The following is an 18,360-nucleotide window of genomic DNA, read 5'->3' as shown; positions in this document are numbered from 1 at the left end:
TGACCGGCAGGTGTTCGCCCTTCTTTCGACATTCGATCAAGCTACGCGCAAGCGCCTGCGGGACGGTTTCGATCCGTTCGACCGATATGCGTTGGACGAGCGGGCGACGGCGCACGGCTGCGTGTTCCACGCCAGCCTGGCGCACGGATTGACAAGCTCCAGCCCGGTTCATGTGGGCGAGGACGGCAGCATCTGCGTCTTCGACGGCTGGCTCGACAATCTGGCCGACCTCGCGAACTCCCTCAACTGCGAACCGAAGTCGTCGGCGCTGGTCTATCGCGGCGCCGTCCAGCGCTGGGGGCTTCGCGCCGAGGAGCATATCCTCGGCAAGTTTGCAGCAGCGATCCTTTATCCGGACGGATCCATGCGCCTATCGCGCAGCACTATCGAAGCGCGGCCATTGTCGTTTGCGCGGACCGGCGATGCAAACATGGCAGCATCGCTTCCGCGCCTGTTGCTGGCGGCGGGGCTGCCCGCGAACCTGTCGGCGCGCGGCATTGCCGACGCGCTGTACCTGAATGTCGCGAGCGGAAACGGCTGGTACGAAGGAAGCTGGCGGCTCGATCCCGGCGATGTGGTGGAACTCGCGCCCGACGGCGAGTTCCGGCGGCACCGCAATGCCGTGCCGATAATCCGTCCTGTCCCGAAGGGCACGGAAGACGAGTGGGTAGCGGAGGCCGACCGTTTGCTGCGCGAAGCGACGGGCGCCGCGCTGGACGGTGCGAGCAGGCCCGGCATACTGCTATCCGGCGGCCTTGATTCATCGAACCTCGCCGCGCGGGCGGTCGACGCGCTCCCGCAGAGCGAGCGATTGCCCACCTTCACCTTCCTGCCCGCATCCGACTGGCAGGGGGAAGCACCGCCGCGTCAATATGCCAGCGAACGCGCGAAGGTGGAGGGTTTCTGCGCCAGCCACGCTGCGCTCGTCCCGACTTTCGTGGCCAGCGATACGCGAGCGCTGGATGCGGATTGGGATGCCGTTTTCGCGGCCATTGGTTGCGCGCCGCCGGGGCTCGTCAATGTCGGCCCCTATCACGGCCTTTTCGCGGCAGCGCGCGATGCTGGCTGCGACCTGCTGCTCAGCGCGGAGGCAGGAAACCTGTCGATCAGCATCGCGGGAGAATGGGCTGCGGCGGAATATCTGCGGAACGGCAGATTGCGGCAGTCCTGGTCTGCGACCCAGCAGGGCGAAGCGCCGTCAATTCGCAAGTGGCTGCGCCACGCAGTGGCGGCGCAATTGCCCGATCGTGCCTGGCGCATATGGCAGCAGATCAAGGGCAACCGTGCAACGTCAGCCCAGGATCGCATCGCGCCCATCAGTATCGAAGCGCGCGAAAGCCATGATTTGCGAAGCCGCGCGATCGCCGGGGGAAGCTATCACCTGCGCCAGTTCCCCGCTTCGCGCGCGGCGTGGCTGGCGGACAACTTCCGTCGCGGCGACATGGGCGCGGGCGAAGTCGAGCTGGCCTTCGAGCAGATCTACGGCATCCGCCAGCGCGACGTTTGCGCCTATCGTCCTCTGGTCGAATTCTGCCTCTCTCTGCCAACGCGGATGTTCGTCACTGACGGAGAGGACAGGCGGCTTGCCCGCGCGCTGGGACGCGGCATGATGCCGGAGGAGCAGAGGCTCGACCGGCGCGTCGGCGCGCATCAGCCCGACTGGCATCACCGCCTGACGCCGCTTATCCCGCAATGGCAGGATGAATTTGCCGCCATGTCGGCACGCAAGGAATTGCGCGCGCTGTTCGATTTTGACGAGATCGCCGCCCGTATCGGCGACTGGCCCGCGAGCGAGAGACAGGACGACGAGGCGCTTTACCGCTATGCCATGGGCGTGCCGATTGCGATGATGACCATGCGTTTCGTGCGCCGCGTGCAGGGATGGAATACGCCGTGACGCAGTCCTTGCGCGCAGATTGGAACCTGATGCGCGAGCTTGCGGGTACGCACCTGTTGCTGGCCAATTTTGCGCTCATGCTGCTGGTCGGACTGACCGAGGGCATCGGGTTGCTGCTGCTCGTCCCCCTGCTCGGCTTGCTCGCTTCAGACAGCGGGATAGGCATTCCCGGCTTCGCCCCACTCCCGGTCGCACCCAAAATGCTGCTGGCCGGGTTCGTCGTCATCGTAACGCTTCGCGCACTCGCGCAATACTGGCGCCAGCAGACCGCGCTGGAGGTAGAGGTACGGATCGTCGACGGCCTGCGCCGCCGGGCGGTCGGGGCTTTGCTTCATGCCAAATGGCGCTTCCTCGTCGATCAGCGTCTCAGCGACGCTCGTGCCTTGCTGTTGAGCGACATTGCCCGCTTCGGCGACGCGCTCGAAAGTGCGCTGCTGGCGTTGGCGCTCGGCATCAACATCACCGTGCTGCTGGCTGCCGCTGCTCTGCTCCAGCCAGCGCTGTGCCTGGCCGCCCTGCTGACAGGGGCGATGGTGCTGACCCTTTACCGCGGTCTGCGCCGATCCGCGCGCCAGTCCGGCGAGGCGTTCAGCGGCAAGGTGCGAGCGACATTCCACCTTCTCGAAAGCCGCCTCGATCTGCTGCGCCTGATCAAGCAACACGCCATGCAGGACCGCGTCGATAGCGAAATTGCCGAAGCCTTCGCTAATCTGCGCCAAGACCAGCGCACTATCCTGCGCGCCGCTGGCAGGGCGCGGGTGCTGTTTCACGCGCTCGCCGCTGCCGCGCTTGCCGCGCTGGCGTGGCTGGCCACGACACGGCTCGGCGTCGCCCCGATCGTACTGGTGCCCCTCGTCGCGCTGCTGGGTCGCGCGCTGCTCTTGACGAGCGCTTTGCAGGATGCCTGGCACGAGGCAGCGCACCATTGGCCCGCGTTGCAGCAGCTCCGCACGATGACCAACGCCGCGCGCGCCGCTGCCGAACCTTCGAGCGCTGAACGCAAGGTGCCGCGGGTACGGGAATCCATTGCCTTGGAGGGCGTCCGCTTCGCCTATGCCGATGGCTCTTCCCTGCTCGACGGTATCGGTCTGGACCTTCCGAAGGGCAGTATCGTCGCGCTCACCGGAGCATCGGGCGTGGGCAAGTCCACGCTGGCGGACATTCTCGCTGGGTTGATCGAGCCCGATGAGGGCGCGGTGCTGGTCGATGGCCAACCGCTCGACGGCGGGCAGATGCTCGCATGGCGGCGCTCGGTTGCCTATGTCGCGCAGGATGCGGTCCTGTTCGATGGGCAAGTGGCGGACAACCTGCGCTGGCCCCATCCCACGGCACAGCGCGCCGAGATGACCGCGGCCTTGCAACGCGCTGGAGCGGGGTTCGTCTTCGAAAGCGAAGGCGGACTGGAACGCAGGACCGGGGAACGTGGGCGGCTCTTGTCGGGCGGCGAACGCCAGCGCATCGCCCTTGCTCGGGCGCTGCTGGCCGAACCAGACCTGTTGATCCTGGACGAGGCAACCAACGCGCTGGATGCGGAGACGGAAAAGTCCGTGGCAAACACGCTCACGGCATTGCGCGGACAGTGCACCGTGCTCGTCATCGCCCACCGCGGTGCGCTGACCGCCCTTGCCGACAGGGTTTACGCGCTGGAGCAAGGGAAGCTCTCGCTTCTGACCTGAAGGCGAGGCGCATCGCAAATTCAGTCACTATTCAGCGCAAGAAAACTACAAGCGCACGCAAGGATATGGGGGTCCGGCCTGAAAGGCCTCCCCATGCACAGGACAATTTCGAGGGCAGCTTATGACCAAGGCATCCATTCTGACGGCAGCGGCCGCTTCGCTCGCGCTCGGCGGCGCGTTGCTGGCCACTCCCGCGATGGCGCAGTATCGTAACAAGATCGGCAACGACCTCTCGCAATGCGCGGCGGGCAAGGGTCCGGCGGTGCGCGTCACCGTGTCGGGCATCAAGTCGTCCAGCGGCAAACTGCGCGTGCAGAGTTATCGCGCGAACGGGTCCGAATGGCTCGAATCGGGCCGTTGGCTCAACCGCATCGAAGTGCCGGCCCGCGCTGGCACGATGACCTTTTGCATGCCCGTGCCGACCAGCGGTTCCTACGGTATCGCCGTACGCCACGATGTGAACGGCAATGGCGACACAGACCTTCGTTCCGACGGCGGCGGGATGTCGAACAATCCCAGCATCAGCGTCTTCAACCTCGGCAAGCCGAGCTACAAGAAGACCGCGTTCAATGTCGGGCCGGGCGTGTCGCGCATCGCGATCCAGATGAAATACATGTGATCGCACTGGCCCGGACGGGACGCGGGGTCACAGCGTCCGGGATGCCAGCAGCCGCGCGGTTGCCAGATCCGCGACCGAGTCGACGTCGATCGCCGCGCGGCCATTTTCCATCGCCACGAGCTTCGATGTCACGCCGAGCCTCTTGCCGAGCCGCGCAATCGCCTCCGCCAGAGTGAGGCGACCGCGCCAGTAATCCCACAGCGTCGACAAGCCGAGCCGCCGGGCGATGCGCCAAGGGCGCTTGCGGTCGGCTTCGACCTCGCGCCATGCCGAAATGGCGTTCTGCGCATCCGGGCGCGCGAGCAGGAACAGGTTGCAGCCCGACCACTCGCCGTCGGCGAACCGCAGCCAGGTCCGCCGTGCGCCGGGCAGCGCGGCTTCGACCGCCTCGCGCCGCGCCAAGCCCACCGCGACATCGGTGCCGGTTCCGGCATCGCGCACGAACTGGCGCACCCAGTCGGCCTCCAGCAGCGCGTGGTCGGCAGTCGTTACCAGCAGCGGCGCGCCCATCTGTGCGAAGACCCGTGCGACGCTGTCGCTCGGCCCGGCAGCCGGGGGTAGCACGTCTGCGCCCAGCCGCTGTGCCTCGGCAATGACTGCGGGATCGTTTGCCGATACCACCACCCGCGCAATTCCGGCCGCGCAAAGGGCGGCGTGGACGCGGGCCAGAGAGCTGCGCCCTTCGACCAGCGCTAGCGATTTGTGCGGCACGCCTTCCGCTTCGGCCACCGGGTCGGGCGCACCCGGTCGCGAACCGGCGAGGATAAGGGCAGAGAGTTCGCTCACCGCGCGGCTTTCGCCCGCCACACGCGCCACAACACGCCGGGCGCGGCGAGGATCGGGTGACGCTCGCGCCACGGGGTCAGTTCGACGGCCACGCCCGTATGACGCTCCACCTTCCAGGCAGCGTAGCGGGCCGCGCCGTCGAAGGTCGTGCTCGCCTTGACCAGCCGCGCGATGTTGAGCGGCTTGCCCAGCCGCCGCCGGCTTTTCCACCAGCGCAGGATTCCCGCGCGACTGTGCGCCGGCATCGCGGGTCGCAGAAGCGGACCCGACCGCGCCACGGCAATGTCCTGAGCCTCCAGCGCGAGCGGCAACAGCCCGTCGAAATGGTTGGCATTGAAGGACAGGATGGAATCCTCGCGTCCCGGCTTCTCGACGCGGAATTCGGCGCGGTACGTTTCGCGGAACAGCGCGCGCCAGTAATCGCCTGCCGTACCCTCCTCCGGGCCCAGTGCGACTGCCAGCCGCGCGGCGGTGCGGGCCGCTTCGCCGACAGCGGCTCGTACCCGGCTGGCGGCGGCATCGTCTCGCTTCCAGACGAGCGCGCTCGGCTGCACGAAACGTGCCCAGATCGTAGTGTCGCGGCTTTCGCCGGAGGCTGCCGAAGTGAATTTAGCGAGCGACATCGTCGCGATCTTGGCGCGCAACGTGATGCCGGAATGGTCCCATTCCCGGTAGCTGACGAGCGGCCAGATGCGGCTTTCCGGCGGGCCGTCGGTCAGGACGTAGAAATCGAGCACGCCCTCCAATTCGCCGGTGCGCAGGTTCGATCCGTAGAACAGCACCGCCAGCGCATCGTCCCGCTCGCTGGCAAGCTGCCGCGCGAAATCCTGCGCCGGTTCTGCGACCGGGGCGGCAAGAGCCTGTGCGATGCGTTGGTCGAGCCTGCTGCTCACGGCGTCACGAAGCGCAGGCGCGGCCCCTGGGCGACGACATATTTGCCCGGGGGGAACGCCTCGCCATCGATGATGAACGGCGTTTCGGTCGCGATGGTGAATTCCTCCGCCCATTTGCGGTGGACGCCGTGCCTGCGCACCCAATTGCCGTGCCAGCCGAAGGCGAGCAGCGGCAGCGATAGCAGGAGGCGGCGGCGGGGTTCGTCCATCACGGCAATCCGCAGCCCCTCGCGAAGGTTGGCAAACGGTTTCAGGTCGATCGGGAAGCGTTCGAGCGTCGATGCAAGCAGGAAATAGCGCCGCGACCGGTCGCCGCGACCGGCATGGGGCAGTCGCTCGCCATCCGGCTCCAGCACCACATCCATGCGGCTGCCACGGCGATAGGGGCTGGCCTTCGTGCCGAAAAAGGTCCGCAGCGCGATCCAGATCGCCGATACCGCCACGACCACCGAATTGAATGCGCCCCAGCGGTGCGCGGTCTGCCCGGCCTCGGTCGCCTTGGCGAAGGCACCCGCCCCCATGATGAAACCCTGCACCAGTCCCGAACGCCCGTCCGCCGGGCGGATGGCGAGCGGATTGCGCTCGATCCGGCCGCCGGTCTCGATCGCGTCGAGCGCGTCGCCGAGACTCCAATTGCGTGGCATCCCCAGATCGACCGTCAGCGCGTTGGTCTTGCCCGACGGCAGCACCAGCAGCCGCGGCCAGTTCGCGCCGAATATCGGCGCTCCGGCGGTCAGCACATCGCGGATCGTGCCGTCTCCGCCATCGATGACGAGATAATGCACGCCCCGCCGCGCGAAATCCGCAAGCACTTCGGGAATGGCGTCGCGATTGGCAGGCTCGGCCAGAACAACGTTGCTGCGGTCGGCGATCTGCGCGTCGCGCGCCTTGTTGCGATAGCTGCGGGGATTGCGCAGGATTCCGACGAGGCGATCGGCCTTGACCGGCTGCACCGGCGCGCGCGCAATGGGCGCAGCGGCGCGTTCTTCCTGCGGCAAGTCCTGAAACTGGTAGATCGACCGGCTCATGCCGAACCGCCTAGCGCCAGCCGCGCGCCGAATCACGCGCTTTCAGCGCTCCACGGTCCGTCCCGGGGCGAAACCAGCGGCGTTGCGCGGCCCGGTGCATCGCACTAAGCGCGTAGACCATGAGCGCTTCCAGCATTTCCGCGAGCCAGCCGGTTGCCAGTCTGAGCACCGTGGGCGAAAATCCCGTGCGGCTTTGGGGACTGACCATGGCGGAACGCAACCGCCGCATGGCCAACGCCTCGCAATTGCGGGTGATCGACGGCGAAAGCGAAGGGGCGGTGATCCTGTCGAATGCGGGCTTCGCCTACGACCCGGCGTGGCTGCGCCATATCGTCGATCAGCCGGGCATGGTGCTGACGAGCCGCGGCGTGCCTGCGCTGGCGCACGCGCCGAACCGTGCAGCGGCCAAGCGTCTGCGCGAGGCGATGCTGGCGAACGCCCCCCTCGACGCGGCTGACGGGCTGAACGTCGTGGCGATGGAAGATAATCCGACCATCGTGAACAAGTCCCTGCGAAAGCGCGAAACTCCGTTCCTTACGGCGCTCGAACCAGGCAGCGTGCGAGCCATCGAACGGGCGAGCTATTTCGGTGCCTACAAAGGCGTCACGGACATATTGACCAAGTACCTCTGGCCGGAATGGGCGCTGGTACTCACCCGTATTGCCGCGCGCATCGGCATGACGCCGAACATGGTGACCGCCATCGGTGCGGCGATGTGTCTGGCAGCGACGTTCGCCTTTGCATGGGGACACTACTGGGCCGGTCTGGCGATGGGGCTGGTGTTCATGGTGCTCGACACCGTGGATGGAAAGCTGGCGCGTTGCACCATCACCTCCAGCTGGTGGGGCAATATCTTCGACCACGGCATCGACCTCGTCCACCCGCCCTTTTGGTGGTGGTTCTGGGCGACCGGCCTCGCCGCGTGGAACCTCGAATACGACAGCACGACCTTCTGGCTGGTGCAGGGCGCCATACAGGGCGGTTACATCGTCCAGCGCCTGATCGAAGGCGTGTTCATGCGGCGCAATTCGATGATGCACATCCACGTGTGGCGGCGCTTCGACAGCCAGTTCCGCCTCATCACCGCGCGGCGCAATCCCAATATGGTCATCCTGTTCGTGTCGCTGCTTTTTGCCCGCCCCGACCTCGGCCTGATCGTCGTGGCGATCTGGACCGTGCTGTCGCTAGTGGTTCACTCGGTGCAATTGGTTCAGGCGGAAATCGCCCGCGCCAGGAAGGGCGCACCGCTCACCAGCTGGCTGGCAGGAGACGCTGCATGAATGATACTATCGCGAAATTCGGCCATCCCGCCACGCTTTTGAAGGAGTTCAATCACTGGGTGGTCCTGCTGCGCCCGGCCCAGCCGACGCTCGGCAGTCTCGTGCTGGCAGCCAAGTCCGATGCCGAGGCCTTTTCCGAACTTCCCGCCGAAGCGCACGCGGAGCTTTCCGTAGTCAGCACCGCCATCGAAAACGCGCTTCGGCAGTTCACCGGCTATGCCAAGCTCAATTACCTGATGCTGATGATGGTCGACCCGCACGTCCATTTCCACGTCCTGCCGCGCTACGAAGGTGCACGCGAATGGAGCGACAAGGAATTCGTCGACGTGGGCTGGCCCAAGGTACCGGACCTCGGCCATGCCGTCTCGCTGAGCGACGAAGACATTGCCGGGCTGGTTGCCGAACTCAAGCCGCTGTTGGCCTAGCGGGCGGACATCCAGCGGTCGGTCAGCGCGGTCGCAATCTCGATATCGTTGAGGAAATCGACCTCGGCCCAGTCCATCCCTTCGATGGAGACGGTGCCGACCTTGCCGGTATCGGCAATCTGGTCGATCACCTTCAGGTACCAGTGCTCCACCCCCTCGCGCGTGCGCATGGCGTGACGCACGGCTTCGCGGAATAGCTCCGGCCCCTCGCCCCGGAACGCCAGGAAACCGATCGATTCCGCATTGCTCTGGTCCGCCGTCAGCGTCTTTCCGATGTTCAGAAGTCTACCGTCTTCGTCCCGTTCGACCTTCATGTCGTCGCTGTCGTACGCGGATTTGACGTCGACGGTGACGGCTATCGGCCAGTCACCCCCACCCTGCTGCACCTTCCGCACGATATCCTCCGACACCAGTGTGTCGCCATTCAGGATGAGGAAGTCCTGCATCATCTTCTCGCGCACGATCCAGCAGGAGCCGAGATTGTCGGCCACCTTGTAGAACGGGTTGAAGTGGCACTCGACAGTGACACGGGGGTCGCGGTGCGCGCTGAGCAGATCCTCCACCTGATCCGTCTGGAATCCGGTCACCACGTCGATATGCTTCACCCCGCCGCGCGCCAGCATCTCGATCTGCCATTCGATCAGCGTGCGGCCCGAAAACTCGATCAGGCACTTGGGGTTTTCGGCGGTGAGTGGCAGCAAGCGCGAGCCCTGCCCGGCGCTGAGGAGAATTGCATGTTCGATCATGCAAACCGCCTTTAGGTCCGGAAGCGGGGCGCCGCAACGTTGCACGATGGCACGGGCCGCTCTCGCCATGCTTGCGCGGCATCACCCGCTCGTCCAAAGCACACGCAATGGCCGCCAAGGTTTCCCGACGAAAACAACCCGAGACCCTGCTCGGCCGGATGTTCTCCAACCTCGCCTGGCTGGCGGGCGGCAAGGGTTTCGGCGCGGTCTGTTCGCTGGTCTATCTGGCGATCCTGACCCGGTCGCTCGGCCTCAAGGAGTTCGGCCATTTCTCGCTGATCTTCGGAACCAGCCAGGCGCTGATTGCCCTTACCGGCTTCGACACTTGGCGCACGGTCGTGAAATATGGGGCTGAGCACGTCCATAAGCAGAACTGGGGCGCACTGGGCAGGCTTGGCACACTGGCGGGCCTGCTCGATGCCATCGGCGCGATGATCGGCTGCGTGATTGCCTATGTGGCCATCTACCAGTTCGGCGACGTGCTGGATCTGAACCCGCAACTGGTCGATACCGCTTTCTGGTTCAACGTCGCCGCGCTGTGGGCGCTGGTTTCGGCCCCCACCGGCATCGTGCGCGCGCTCGACCGGTTCGACATGGCGATTTATGTCGAGGCGATCGTGCCGATCGGGCGGCTCGCGGCAGCAGCCGCGATCTGGCTGACCGGTCCCAGCCTCGGCAAATTCCTCATCGCCTGGGCAGTGATCGACTTGCTGGAAGCGGCGATCTACTGGGCAATGGCGAAATACCTCTGTCCTGACGCCGTTCGCCTTTCTTACCTGCGCGACGTCCGCACCACCTTGCAGGAGAACGAGGGTGTCGTCCGCTTCTTCGGTATCACCTATGCCAGCGCGACTCTCAACGCCGCGTTCAAGCACGGTCCGCTGCTCGCCGTCGGCTATTTCGTGGGCACCAAGGCGGCGGGCCTCTACCGCCTCGCACAGCAACTGGCGCAGGGCCTTGGCAAGCTCTCCACTCTCCTGACCCGCGCGGTCTATACGGAAATCGCGCGGGCGCGCGTTTCCTCCGACGTGCATGAGTTCCGCAAGCTCGCGATCCAGACCACGCGAATTGCCGGGGCCGCCGGCGCTGTGGTGGTCGCGGCCGTGGTGGCGGGCGGCGGCTACCTCATGGAACTGCTCGGTGGCGAGGACTTCCGCGGCGGCTACATCATCCTGATCCCGCTGACGCTTGCTGCCAGTTTCGAACTCGCAAGCGTCGCATTCGAACCGGTGCTCCACGCGACGGGCCGCGCGCGCTATTCGCTGCTGGCGCGCCTTGTCGCCGTTGTCGCCTTGTTCGCCATGCTGCTGCTCACGACGGGCGGCGGCGTCAGCGCGGCAGCGTGGTCTGTGTCATTCGGCGCGGCAGTGGGTTACCTTGCCCTCGGCACTCTCGCCTGGTGGACCTTGCGGCAGATGGAGGCCGGAACGATCGATCAGAAGGACACGGCATGAACGACAACACGCTGCTCGAACGCGCGCAAGCGCTTGGCGACCGGCTGACGAGCCTGCGGCGCGCCATCCATGCCGAGCCGGAAACCGGGCTGCACACGCCGATGACCATGGCCAAGGTGCGCGAAGAACTCGCCGACCTGCCGCTCGAATGGCGCGAAGGACCCTCCACCACCGGACAGGTCGCGGTGCTGAAGGGCGGTTCGGCAGGTCGCAGGGTGCTGCTGCGCGGCGACATGGACGCGCTGGAAATGGACGAGCACACCGGTCTCGACTTCGCATCCACCATCCCCGGCAGGATGCACGCCTGTGGCCATGACGCGCATACCGCCATGCTCGCGGGTGCGGCACGCATCCTGTGGGAGCGGAAGGAGGAACTGGCCGGCGAGGTGCTCCTGATGTTCCAGCCGGGCGAGGAAGGCTATCACGGCGCGCGATTCATGCTCGACGACGGATTGATGACTCCCTTGCCGGACGCGGCCTTTGCTCTTCACGTCATGCCGCGCGCGAAATTCGGCATGGTCACCTGCCGTCCCGGCCCGATGATGGCGGCAGCGGACCAGCTGACCATCGTGGTGGAAGGGCGCGGCGGCCATGCTTCCATGCCGCACGACACGGCCGACCCGGTGCCCGTTGCCTGCGAAATCGTGACCGCCCTTCAATCCGCTGTGACGCGGCGCTTCAATGCCGCGAGCGCCGTGGTGGTGACCGTATCGCAGATCAACGCGGGCACAGCCTACAACGTCGTTCCCGACAACGTGACCATGCGCGGAACGATCCGGACGCTATCGCGCGAACACCGCGAGCGCGCTCGCAATGAGGTGCGCGCAGTGGCCGAAGGCATCGCCAAGGCGCACGGACAACACGCGACCGTCACGATCGAGGAAGGCTTCCCCGTCACCATCAACGACCCGCGCGCCGTCGCATTGGGCAAGGCCGTGACGCACGAGCTTTTCGGTCGGGAAATGTGGGAGGATCTCGACGCGCCTATCATGGGCGCCGAAGATTTCGCCTATGTGCTGGAGAAGGCCCCGGGGGCAATGATCTTCCTCGGCGTGGCAGAGGACGGCGCCGACTGGACCAATTGTTGCGGCATCCATTCCAGCCGCATGATGCTGGACGAAAGAGCCATGCCGCGCGGGGCAGCGTTGCTGGCAGGCTGCGCAACCCGTTTTCTTCGGGAAGGGTTCTCCAGCCTTTGAACACGTTCCGATGATGACCGCTACCGGCCAATTACCGGCCAATAAAAAAGCCCCGCGTCACCGGAGTGACACGGGGCTTTTTGAATTGTATTGCCCGAAGAAACGGGCCCCATACTACGGCGAGTAGGGAAATTCGTCTTCGTCATCGCTCGAAACGGCGATGATCACGATTGCAGCAGCAACCGCAAGAATGATCGGGAGCAGGGTGCTACCGAAAAGATTTTCGCTGTCTTCGATCTGTGCGCCAGCGCGGGCGGCATCAGCCTGGACAGGTGCAGCCTGGGCGATGGTCGAACCGGCCATCAAGCTGGCAGCGGCAATGGTCATAACAGTCTTACGCATTCCGGCCTCATTTCCGTTTGTATTGTTGCGATTCTTCAAACTCGTGCCGACACTTACGGGATGGCCCCATAGGCGTCAACCGCCATTATCCCATTTACAGAACTGTTTAACGCCATTCATCCTGTATACGGCGCGGATATTTCAAATGACGCGCAATGGTGAAAAACCCGTTAATTCATAGTGGTTCCCACAACCCGCAAAGTTGCCATCCCGATGTTCCAATTGCTTCCATTTCCGAGCAAACTGCGCCCCATGCACTGCGTCGTGACGCTTGCACTCGCTGCGCTCGCTACACCGGTCTCTGCGGCGTCTCCGGACGACATCTCACGGCAGGACCAGCGACTGCTCGACCTCTCCGACCGCATGCTGATCGCCAGCGCGAACCGGTGCGAGGAAACGATGCCGAACATCGGGCTGATCATGCACAGCCGGGACCAGTATGCAGCGTCTTCTGAGGAATATCGCGAGCGCGCTTTCCCTCCCGAACGGCCGCTGGCTGTCCTGGCGGTCGGCGACCCGTCCCCATCGCGGTCTGCCGGCATTGCGCCGGGCGCTTGGCTTACCGGGATCGGCTCATGGCGCACGGAGACGTCGAGCAGTGACGAACGGCAGCTGCGCCTGCGGGCGTTCGATGCGCTCGCATCGCTACCTGCGGAGGAGTACGTGGTGTTGCACATGGCAAGCTCTGCTGGCCTGAGCGATGTGGCGATACCCGCACGTCCCGCCTGCCGCATCCTGGTCGAACAGGTGCCCGGCAGCAGGCGGTTCGCGCGTTCGGACGGATCGATCATACAGATATCGTCGAAGCTTCTGGAAGAGGTCGACGATAGCCAGCTCGCCGTCATTCTCGCTCACGAACTCGCGCACGCCGTCCTCCAGCACAGGGAAAGGCTCGACGAAGCCGACGTCAAGAAAGGGCTGCTCGGTGAATTCGGCAAGAGTGCGCGTCTGGCGCGCGAAGCCGAAATCGAAGCCGATCGCCTGAGCGTGCACCTGCTGGCCGATGCAGGGCTCGATCCCTCCGCTGGCCCCCAGTTCTGGCGGTCCAGTGTGGGCAAGAGCATCTCCGGCGGCCTGTTGCGAAGCCGGATCTACCCCTCGGCAAAGGGGCGTGCCGAACTGATGGAGGCGGAAATCGCGTCAGCCGGTCGCTAGCCCCGGCAGTTTCGGCGCACCGGCTGTCTCCTATTGAGGCTCGTCGTCGGGTAGCGGAACTTCCGGCGGATTGCGCCACCGGGGTGCGGCAAACACGGTGGGACAGGCAAGCACGATCAGACTGATCAGCGCGGGCGTCAGGAACGTCAGCCAGATATCCTGGAACAGATCGGCTTTCAGATAGTCCGGCGCTTGTTCGTACCCGCCCCAGCGCCAGAAATCGTTTATCTCGTTCACGCACTCGGCGCAGAACAGGATGAACCACGGCCAGAAACTCAGCACCGAACGGCGCAATATGGCTGCTGCCAGAAGGAAGATGGCCAGACCCACAAGTACGTGCGCTGCATCGCGGCTAATGCCGAGATCCATGACCATGGTCGTCTTTGAATCACTCCAGAATGCGGTCATGTCACTTCTTCAGGTTTGGATCGTCAACGCTGGACCGGGCCAAGCCGCGCTGCTAGTGGCGCGCCTCCTTATCGCCGGTTCGTTTCGGCTCCCGCTACGATCGACTTAAACGATGGCACGAACACATAATAGTCGGCGCTCAAGGATTGAAGCGTCTCGCAAATTCAGCTTGAGCGATCTGGCTCGCGCGTCGACGACGCCGGTCGGTCTTTCGGTCGGCCTGGTGGTGCTGTGCTTCCTGTTCGGGGGCGGATCGCGCGCTGACATTCTCTCGCTGATGTGGCTGCGCCCAGCCGCGGTCCTGTTGCTCGGCGCCGGACTCCTGACGCTCCGCCGGGAGCATTTGTCGAGATACCCCGCCCTTTTCACGCTGCTTGGGGCGGTCTGGGCGCTGGCGGTCCTGCATCTCCTGCCGCTGCCGCCGTCGCTCTGGCAAGCCCTGCCCGGTCGCGACATCATCGTGCGGATCGATGATCTCGCGGGTATCGAGAACGTGTGGCGGCCCTTGTCGATGCATCCGGAGGGTAGCTGGAATGGGTTGTGGGCGCTCGTCATCCCGACGGCAGCGCTGGTGCTTGCAGCCCAGCTGGATGCTCGCGCGCAGCGTACGCTCCTTCTCGTCGTGCTGATCCTCGGCGCGATCAGTATTACGCTGGCCGCTGCGCAGTTCGCCGGCGGTACTTCGTCGGGCGCATACTTCTATCGCATCACCAATCGCGGAGCTCCTCCCGGCCTGTTTGCAAACCGCAATCATCAGGCCGTCTTCCTTGCATCACTTTTCCCCCTGCTGGCGGCATGGTGGCGCATGAGCCGGTCGGAGCAGCGCGATCATCCCCCCAGGTCGTTCGACCGGCAAACGGTGATCGCGCTGGCAGCAGGGCTCGCGGTGGTTCCGCTGATTCTCGTCACCGGCTCGCGCGCGGGTCTGGTCGCCTCCCTCGTCGGCTTTTTCGGGGTCCTGTGGATTACCGGTCTTCCGGCAAAACCGACGCCGGTGAAGCGCTCGTCGAAATCGAAGTTCAGCCAGGTTTCGCGCTACGCCCCTATGGCGATCATCGGCCTTGGTGTTGTCCTTCTGGCCACCGTGACCGTCACCCTGGGCCGCGGCACGGCATTCGACCGCCTGTTCGGCGATGCCATCTCCGGAGACATGAGGGCCGACATCACGCCGATCGTGTGGGGCCTTGCCCAAGACTATGGTCCGTGGGGCTCGGGCATCGGATCGATCGTCCCGGTATTCCGTATGCACGAACCGGAAGCCATGCTGGCCCCTGCCTACCTCAACCATGTCCACAACGACTATCTCGAGATCGCGCTGACTGCCGGCATACCCGGCGTATTGCTCGTCGCGGCAGCGATCGTGGCCGTGGGCCTTGCCGCCTATCGACTGGTCAGAAGGCGACAGGAAAGCAGCCGCGCATCGCAGGGTGGAGAGCGCTCTCTGGCCAAGGCGGGACTGACGATCATCGTGATCATGCTGATTGCGTCCGCAGCCGACTATCCGCTTCGCACTCCGGCGCTTTCGTGCCTGCTGATGTTCGCGTGCGTGTGGCTCTGGCGCGGCGGAAACAGAGAGACCTCCGCCACTCATATCTCGCGTTCGGGGGATTAACGCCATGTCGCGCATCACTGTCCGAAGCGTTATTATTTCGCTTGTCGCACTCGTCGTGGCCGGATTTGCCTTTCACGATGCCGCGTGGGGCTACTTCACCAAGGTGGAGAAATCTTCCGCCCCGACATTCGTGCAGATCGACCCGGCCTATCAGCTGGAAGCACGCGCGCAGGGCATCGACCCGGTTGCGCCTTCGCTTTCCGACGCCGATCAGATCGCCTCCCTGGCCCAGTTGGTGCTTCGACGCGACCCGCTCGATGCCGACGCGATCCGCTTGCTCGGTCTGGCGCGTGCCGGAGGGGGCGCCGCGCTTCCGCCGGAATATCTCGAGCTTGCCCAGACGGTTTCGCGGCGCGATCTGCAAACCCAGCTCGGCCTGCTGGCACTGGCGGTGCAGAAGAATGATCACGTTCAGGCTGTCGCGCATCTCGACCGTGCGCTGGCGGTGCGACCGCGCGTTCTCAACCAGATCGCGCCCTATCTGGTTGCGATCCTGGGCGATCCGGATGGGCGCGAGGCGATGTCCGCTTATGTCGAGCGACCGTGGTTCGATGACTTCGTGAAGCTGGCGGCCCCCACGACCGACGCGCCGCAGAACTTGGCGCGGGCCTTGCTGGAAAAGCCTGCCGTGGTCGCGCAACTCGATCGTCCGTCGATGGTGCGACTGATCGACAGTACGGCCCGCCGCGGATATTATACCGAAGCTCGCGCCCTCGCCAGCAGGCTCGGCCTGCAGGACGAAGCGTTGCAATCGTTCGAGTTCTCCAACGAGACCGTCAACGATGCTTTCAAGCCGCTGACCTGGGATTTCAAGCGCACGCCCGAGGTCGAGGCCATCCTCTCCACGCGCGGATATGCGGAGATCACCCTGTTCTCCGACCAGCAATCGCTGGCGCTGGAGCGCATGACGACCTATCCCGCAGGCACGCGCAAGTTCTCCATTGGCGCCGAGCAATCCGGCGGCGTCGAACCGCGAGGGGAGTGGCGCCTGTCCTGCATTCGCGATGGGAAGCCCGTCATGGCGGCGAACTATCTGTTCGCCATTGGCCGGTCCGACAACACCAGCGACATCGAAATGGCAATCCCGGCGAACTGCGCCACGCAGCTGTGGTCACTATGGCTGCGGGATGATAGCCGGGACCCAGCCGCCATACGGTTCTGGATCAGTCAGCGGGGCTAGTCTCCGGCACCGGCACATTTGCCCATCTGCCTCACGAGGTCGAAACATTGCAGATCACGCAAACCAGCATCCCCGATGTAAAGCTCATCGTGCCGCGCAAGTTCGGCGACGACCGTGGCTATTTCTTCGAGTCATACAACGCTAGGACCGCAAACGATCAAGGCATCCAGATCGTGTTCGTGCAGGACAATCAGTCCTACTCCGCGGCCAAGGGCACGGTGCGCGGGCTTCATTTCCAATCGCCCCCGCACGCGCAGGACAAGCTGGTTCGCTGCACCCGTGGCTCGATCTTCGACGTCGCGGTGGACGTACGACGCGGTTCGCCGACCTACGGGCACTGGGTCGGGGAAACCCTGTCGGCTGAAAACCTGCACCAGTTGCTGGTCCCCAAGGGTTTCCTTCACGGTTTCATGACCCTGGAGGAGGATTGCGAAGTCCAGTACAAATGCTCGGACGTTTACGCACCCGAATGCGATGGAGCGGTCAGTTTCGACGATCCTGACATCGGGATCGCATGGCCTCTCGATCCAGCCGACGCTACGCTGTCGCAGAAGGACGCGGGAGCGCCCAGCTTCGCCGAATTCCAGTCACCTTTCAGTCTCAAGGACAATTCATGAAAATCCTCGTCACCGGAGGCGCCGGCTTCATCGGCTCGGCAGTCATCCGCCAGGCGATTGCCGACGGTCACACTGTCATCAATCTCGACAAGCTGACCTACGCGGCCTGTCTCGACAATCTCGCCGATGTTCAGGACGATGCGAACTACACGCTGGTCGAAGCCGACATCTGCGATCGCTCGGCTGTCCAGCAGATCTTTTCCGAACATCGCCCCGACGCGGTGATGCATCTCGCAGCCGAATCCCACGTCGACAGGTCGATCGACGGTCCGGGCGCGTTCATGGAAACCAACGTGATGGGCACGTTCCACCTGCTGGAGGCCGCGCGCGAGTTCTGGCAGTCGTCGGGCAAGCCGGAAGGCTTCCGCTTCCATCATATCTCGACGGACGAGGTCTACGGCACATTGGGCGCCGAGGGCCTTTTTCGCGAGGATACGCCCTACTCGCCAAACTCGCCGTATTCGGCCTCGAAGGCGTCGAGCGACCATCTCGTTCGCGCCTGGAGCGAGACTTACGGCCTGCCTGTGGTGGTCACCAATTGCTCAAACAATTACGGCCCCTACCAATTCCCTGAAAAGCTCATTCCGGTCGTCATTCTGAACGCGATCGGCGGGCGCGATATCCCCGTTTACGGCAAGGGCGAGAACGTTCGCGACTGGCTCTACGTCGATGATCATGCCTCCGCGCTGCTGCATGTCCTGCATAACGGGAAGAACGGCCGGACCTACAATATCGGCGGCAATTCCGAAGCCCGCAACATCGATATCGTCACCAGGATCTGCGCGATCTTGGACGAATTGCGCCCGGGCGAAGCGCCTTATTCCGACCAGATCGTATACGTCACGGATCGCCCCGGCCATGACCTGCGCTATGCCATCGACGCGAGCCGTATTCGCGACGAGCTGGGCTGGGAACCGACCGTCGGCCTCGACGAAGGGCTGCGCCGAACCGTGCACTGGTATCTCGACAATGAAGCGTGGTGGACTGCGCTGCAGAATCGCGACGGGGTCGGCAAGCGACTGGGCGCGAAGGGCTGAAGCGGC

Annotated in this window: 18 protein-coding genes; 12 read left to right on the top strand and 6 right to left on the bottom strand. The window is 64.6% G+C overall.

The window, feature by feature from the left end:
* The first annotated feature begins 10 nt into the window (after positions 1–10).
* The 3 genes from ACXYN8_RS08820 to ACXYN8_RS08810 all read left to right on the top strand — a co-directional run bounded on the left by ACXYN8_RS08820 (position 11) and on the right by ACXYN8_RS08810 (position 4,192).
* Complete coding sequence (locus ACXYN8_RS08820) at positions 11–1,897, top strand: asparagine synthase-related protein (RefSeq protein ID WP_458889058.1); 1,887 nt, start codon at positions 11–13, stop codon at positions 1,895–1,897.
* Positions 1,894–3,573 carry an ATP-binding cassette domain-containing protein gene (locus ACXYN8_RS08815; RefSeq protein ID WP_458889057.1) on the top strand — a complete coding sequence of 560 codons (1,680 nt, stop codon included), beginning with the start codon at positions 1,894–1,896 and terminating at the stop codon, positions 3,571–3,573. The genes ACXYN8_RS08820 and ACXYN8_RS08815 overlap by 4 nt, the downstream gene beginning before the upstream one ends.
* A 121-nt stretch (positions 3,574–3,694) precedes the next feature.
* Complete coding sequence (locus ACXYN8_RS08810) at positions 3,695–4,192, top strand: DUF2141 domain-containing protein (protein ID WP_458889056.1); 498 nt, start codon at positions 3,695–3,697, stop codon at positions 4,190–4,192.
* A 27-nt stretch (positions 4,193–4,219) separates the two neighbouring features.
* Here ACXYN8_RS08810 and ACXYN8_RS08805 read toward each other — a convergent pair whose 3' ends face one another.
* The 3 genes from ACXYN8_RS08805 to ACXYN8_RS08795 are packed head-to-tail and all read right to left on the bottom strand — an operon-like array spanning position 4,220 to position 6,899.
* Positions 4,220–4,978: a nucleotidyltransferase family protein gene (locus ACXYN8_RS08805; protein WP_458889055.1), complete on the bottom strand. Its 759-nt coding sequence runs from the start codon at positions 4,976–4,978 to the stop codon at positions 4,220–4,222.
* Complete coding sequence (locus tag ACXYN8_RS08800; protein ID WP_458889054.1) at positions 4,975–5,871, bottom strand: hypothetical protein; 897 nt, start codon at positions 5,869–5,871, stop codon at positions 4,975–4,977. Before ACXYN8_RS08800 ends, ACXYN8_RS08805 begins: the two co-directional genes overlap by 4 nt.
* Positions 5,868–6,899 (bottom strand): diacylglycerol/lipid kinase family protein, encoded by a 1,032-nt coding sequence (locus tag ACXYN8_RS08795; protein WP_458889053.1) that lies wholly within the window; start codon positions 6,897–6,899, stop codon positions 5,868–5,870. The genes ACXYN8_RS08800 and ACXYN8_RS08795 overlap by 4 nt, the downstream gene beginning before the upstream one ends.
* A gap of 119 nt (positions 6,900–7,018) precedes the next feature.
* Here ACXYN8_RS08795 and ACXYN8_RS08790 point away from each other — a divergent pair, with 119 nt between their 5' ends.
* Together ACXYN8_RS08790 and ACXYN8_RS08785 are read left to right on the top strand one after the other, a co-directional pair.
* Complete coding sequence (locus ACXYN8_RS08790) at positions 7,019–8,179, top strand: CDP-alcohol phosphatidyltransferase family protein (protein WP_458889052.1); 1,161 nt, start codon at positions 7,019–7,021, stop codon at positions 8,177–8,179.
* Positions 8,176–8,604 carry an HIT family protein gene (locus ACXYN8_RS08785; protein ID WP_458889051.1) on the top strand — a complete coding sequence of 143 codons (429 nt, stop codon included), beginning with the start codon at positions 8,176–8,178 and terminating at the stop codon, positions 8,602–8,604. Before ACXYN8_RS08790 ends, ACXYN8_RS08785 begins: the two co-directional genes overlap by 4 nt.
* Here the strand turns inward: ACXYN8_RS08785 and ACXYN8_RS08780 are convergent.
* Positions 8,601–9,350, bottom strand: a complete 750-nt coding sequence (locus tag ACXYN8_RS08780) for a phosphocholine cytidylyltransferase family protein (RefSeq protein ID WP_458889050.1) — start codon at positions 9,348–9,350, stop codon at positions 8,601–8,603. The two genes, ACXYN8_RS08785 and ACXYN8_RS08780, sit on opposite strands and share 4 nt — an antisense overlap.
* 107 nt (positions 9,351–9,457) lie before the next feature.
* Here ACXYN8_RS08780 and ACXYN8_RS08775 point away from each other — a divergent pair, with 107 nt between their 5' ends.
* Together ACXYN8_RS08775 and ACXYN8_RS08770 are read left to right on the top strand one after the other, a co-directional pair.
* On the top strand, positions 9,458–10,804 hold the full coding sequence (locus ACXYN8_RS08775) for a lipopolysaccharide biosynthesis protein (RefSeq protein ID WP_458889049.1): 1,347 nt from the start codon (positions 9,458–9,460) through the stop codon (positions 10,802–10,804).
* The gene (locus ACXYN8_RS08770; RefSeq protein WP_458889048.1) at positions 10,801–12,003 is read left to right on the top strand and encodes a M20 metallopeptidase family protein; all 1,203 of its coding nucleotides are present in this window, start codon (positions 10,801–10,803) and stop codon (positions 12,001–12,003) included. Before ACXYN8_RS08775 ends, ACXYN8_RS08770 begins: the two co-directional genes overlap by 4 nt.
* Before the next feature lie 114 nt (positions 12,004–12,117).
* Here ACXYN8_RS08770 and ACXYN8_RS08765 read toward each other — a convergent pair whose 3' ends face one another.
* Entirely contained in the window at positions 12,118–12,345 is a 228-nt protein-coding gene (locus tag ACXYN8_RS08765) for a hypothetical protein (protein WP_458889047.1), read from the bottom strand.
* A gap of 252 nt (positions 12,346–12,597) precedes the next feature.
* On the opposite strand from ACXYN8_RS08765, the gene ACXYN8_RS08760 reads away from it, so the two are divergent.
* The gene (locus ACXYN8_RS08760; RefSeq protein ID WP_458889046.1) at positions 12,598–13,500 is read left to right on the top strand and encodes a M48 family metalloprotease; all 903 of its coding nucleotides are present in this window, start codon (positions 12,598–12,600) and stop codon (positions 13,498–13,500) included.
* 30 nt (positions 13,501–13,530) lie between these two features.
* Here ACXYN8_RS08760 and ACXYN8_RS08755 read toward each other — a convergent pair whose 3' ends face one another.
* Positions 13,531–13,908, bottom strand: coding sequence for a hypothetical protein (locus tag ACXYN8_RS08755; protein WP_458889045.1), 378 nt, complete (start codon positions 13,906–13,908; stop codon positions 13,531–13,533).
* A gap of 169 nt (positions 13,909–14,077) precedes the next feature.
* On the opposite strand from ACXYN8_RS08755, the gene ACXYN8_RS08750 reads away from it, so the two are divergent.
* From ACXYN8_RS08750 to rfbB, 4 genes are read left to right on the top strand one after another with little or no spacing between them, the layout of a single operon-like run.
* Complete coding sequence (locus tag ACXYN8_RS08750) at positions 14,078–15,520, top strand: O-antigen ligase family protein (RefSeq protein ID WP_458889044.1); 1,443 nt, start codon at positions 14,078–14,080, stop codon at positions 15,518–15,520.
* A gap of 4 nt (positions 15,521–15,524) precedes the next feature.
* Positions 15,525–16,700: a hypothetical protein gene (locus tag ACXYN8_RS08745; protein WP_458889043.1), complete on the top strand. Its 1,176-nt coding sequence runs from the start codon at positions 15,525–15,527 to the stop codon at positions 16,698–16,700.
* 47 nt (positions 16,701–16,747) lie between these two features.
* Complete coding sequence (gene rfbC / locus ACXYN8_RS08740) at positions 16,748–17,317, top strand: dTDP-4-dehydrorhamnose 3,5-epimerase (RefSeq protein WP_458889042.1); 570 nt, start codon at positions 16,748–16,750, stop codon at positions 17,315–17,317.
* Positions 17,314–18,354 carry a dTDP-glucose 4,6-dehydratase gene (rfbB, locus tag ACXYN8_RS08735; protein WP_458889041.1) on the top strand — a complete coding sequence of 347 codons (1,041 nt, stop codon included), beginning with the start codon at positions 17,314–17,316 and terminating at the stop codon, positions 18,352–18,354. The genes rfbC and rfbB overlap by 4 nt, the downstream gene beginning before the upstream one ends.
* Positions 18,355–18,360 lie beyond the last annotated feature (6 nt).

It is taken from the genome of Altererythrobacter sp. CAU 1778, from assembly GCF_054482795.1.
This window is presented reverse-complemented; position numbering and strand designations above follow the sequence as displayed.

Bases quoted from the DNA above. Each gene is read 5' to 3' on its own strand.
- ACXYN8_RS08810 (WP_458889056.1), top strand. From the start codon at position 3,695: ATGACCAAGGCATCCATTCTGACGGCAGCGGCCGCTTCGCTCGCGCTC.
- ACXYN8_RS08795 (WP_458889053.1), bottom strand. From the start codon at position 6,899: ATGAGCCGGTCGATCTACCAGTTTCAGGACTTGCCGCAGGAAGAACGC.
- ACXYN8_RS08790 (WP_458889052.1), top strand. From the start codon at position 7,019: ATGAGCGCTTCCAGCATTTCCGCGAGCCAGCCGGTTGCCAGTCTGAGC.
- ACXYN8_RS08785 (WP_458889051.1), top strand. From the start codon at position 8,176: ATGAATGATACTATCGCGAAATTCGGCCATCCCGCCACGCTTTTGAAG.
- ACXYN8_RS08780 (WP_458889050.1), bottom strand. From the start codon at position 9,350: ATGATCGAACATGCAATTCTCCTCAGCGCCGGGCAGGGCTCGCGCTTG.
- ACXYN8_RS08775 (WP_458889049.1), top strand. From the start codon at position 9,458: ATGGCCGCCAAGGTTTCCCGACGAAAACAACCCGAGACCCTGCTCGGC.
- ACXYN8_RS08770 (WP_458889048.1), top strand. From the start codon at position 10,801: ATGAACGACAACACGCTGCTCGAACGCGCGCAAGCGCTTGGCGACCGG.
- ACXYN8_RS08765 (WP_458889047.1), bottom strand. From the start codon at position 12,345: ATGCGTAAGACTGTTATGACCATTGCCGCTGCCAGCTTGATGGCCGGT.
- ACXYN8_RS08760 (WP_458889046.1), top strand. From the start codon at position 12,598: ATGCACTGCGTCGTGACGCTTGCACTCGCTGCGCTCGCTACACCGGTC.
- ACXYN8_RS08755 (WP_458889045.1), bottom strand. From the start codon at position 13,908: ATGACCGCATTCTGGAGTGATTCAAAGACGACCATGGTCATGGATCTC.
- ACXYN8_RS08745 (WP_458889043.1), top strand. From the start codon at position 15,525: ATGTCGCGCATCACTGTCCGAAGCGTTATTATTTCGCTTGTCGCACTC.
- rfbB (WP_458889041.1), top strand. From the start codon at position 17,314: ATGAAAATCCTCGTCACCGGAGGCGCCGGCTTCATCGGCTCGGCAGTC.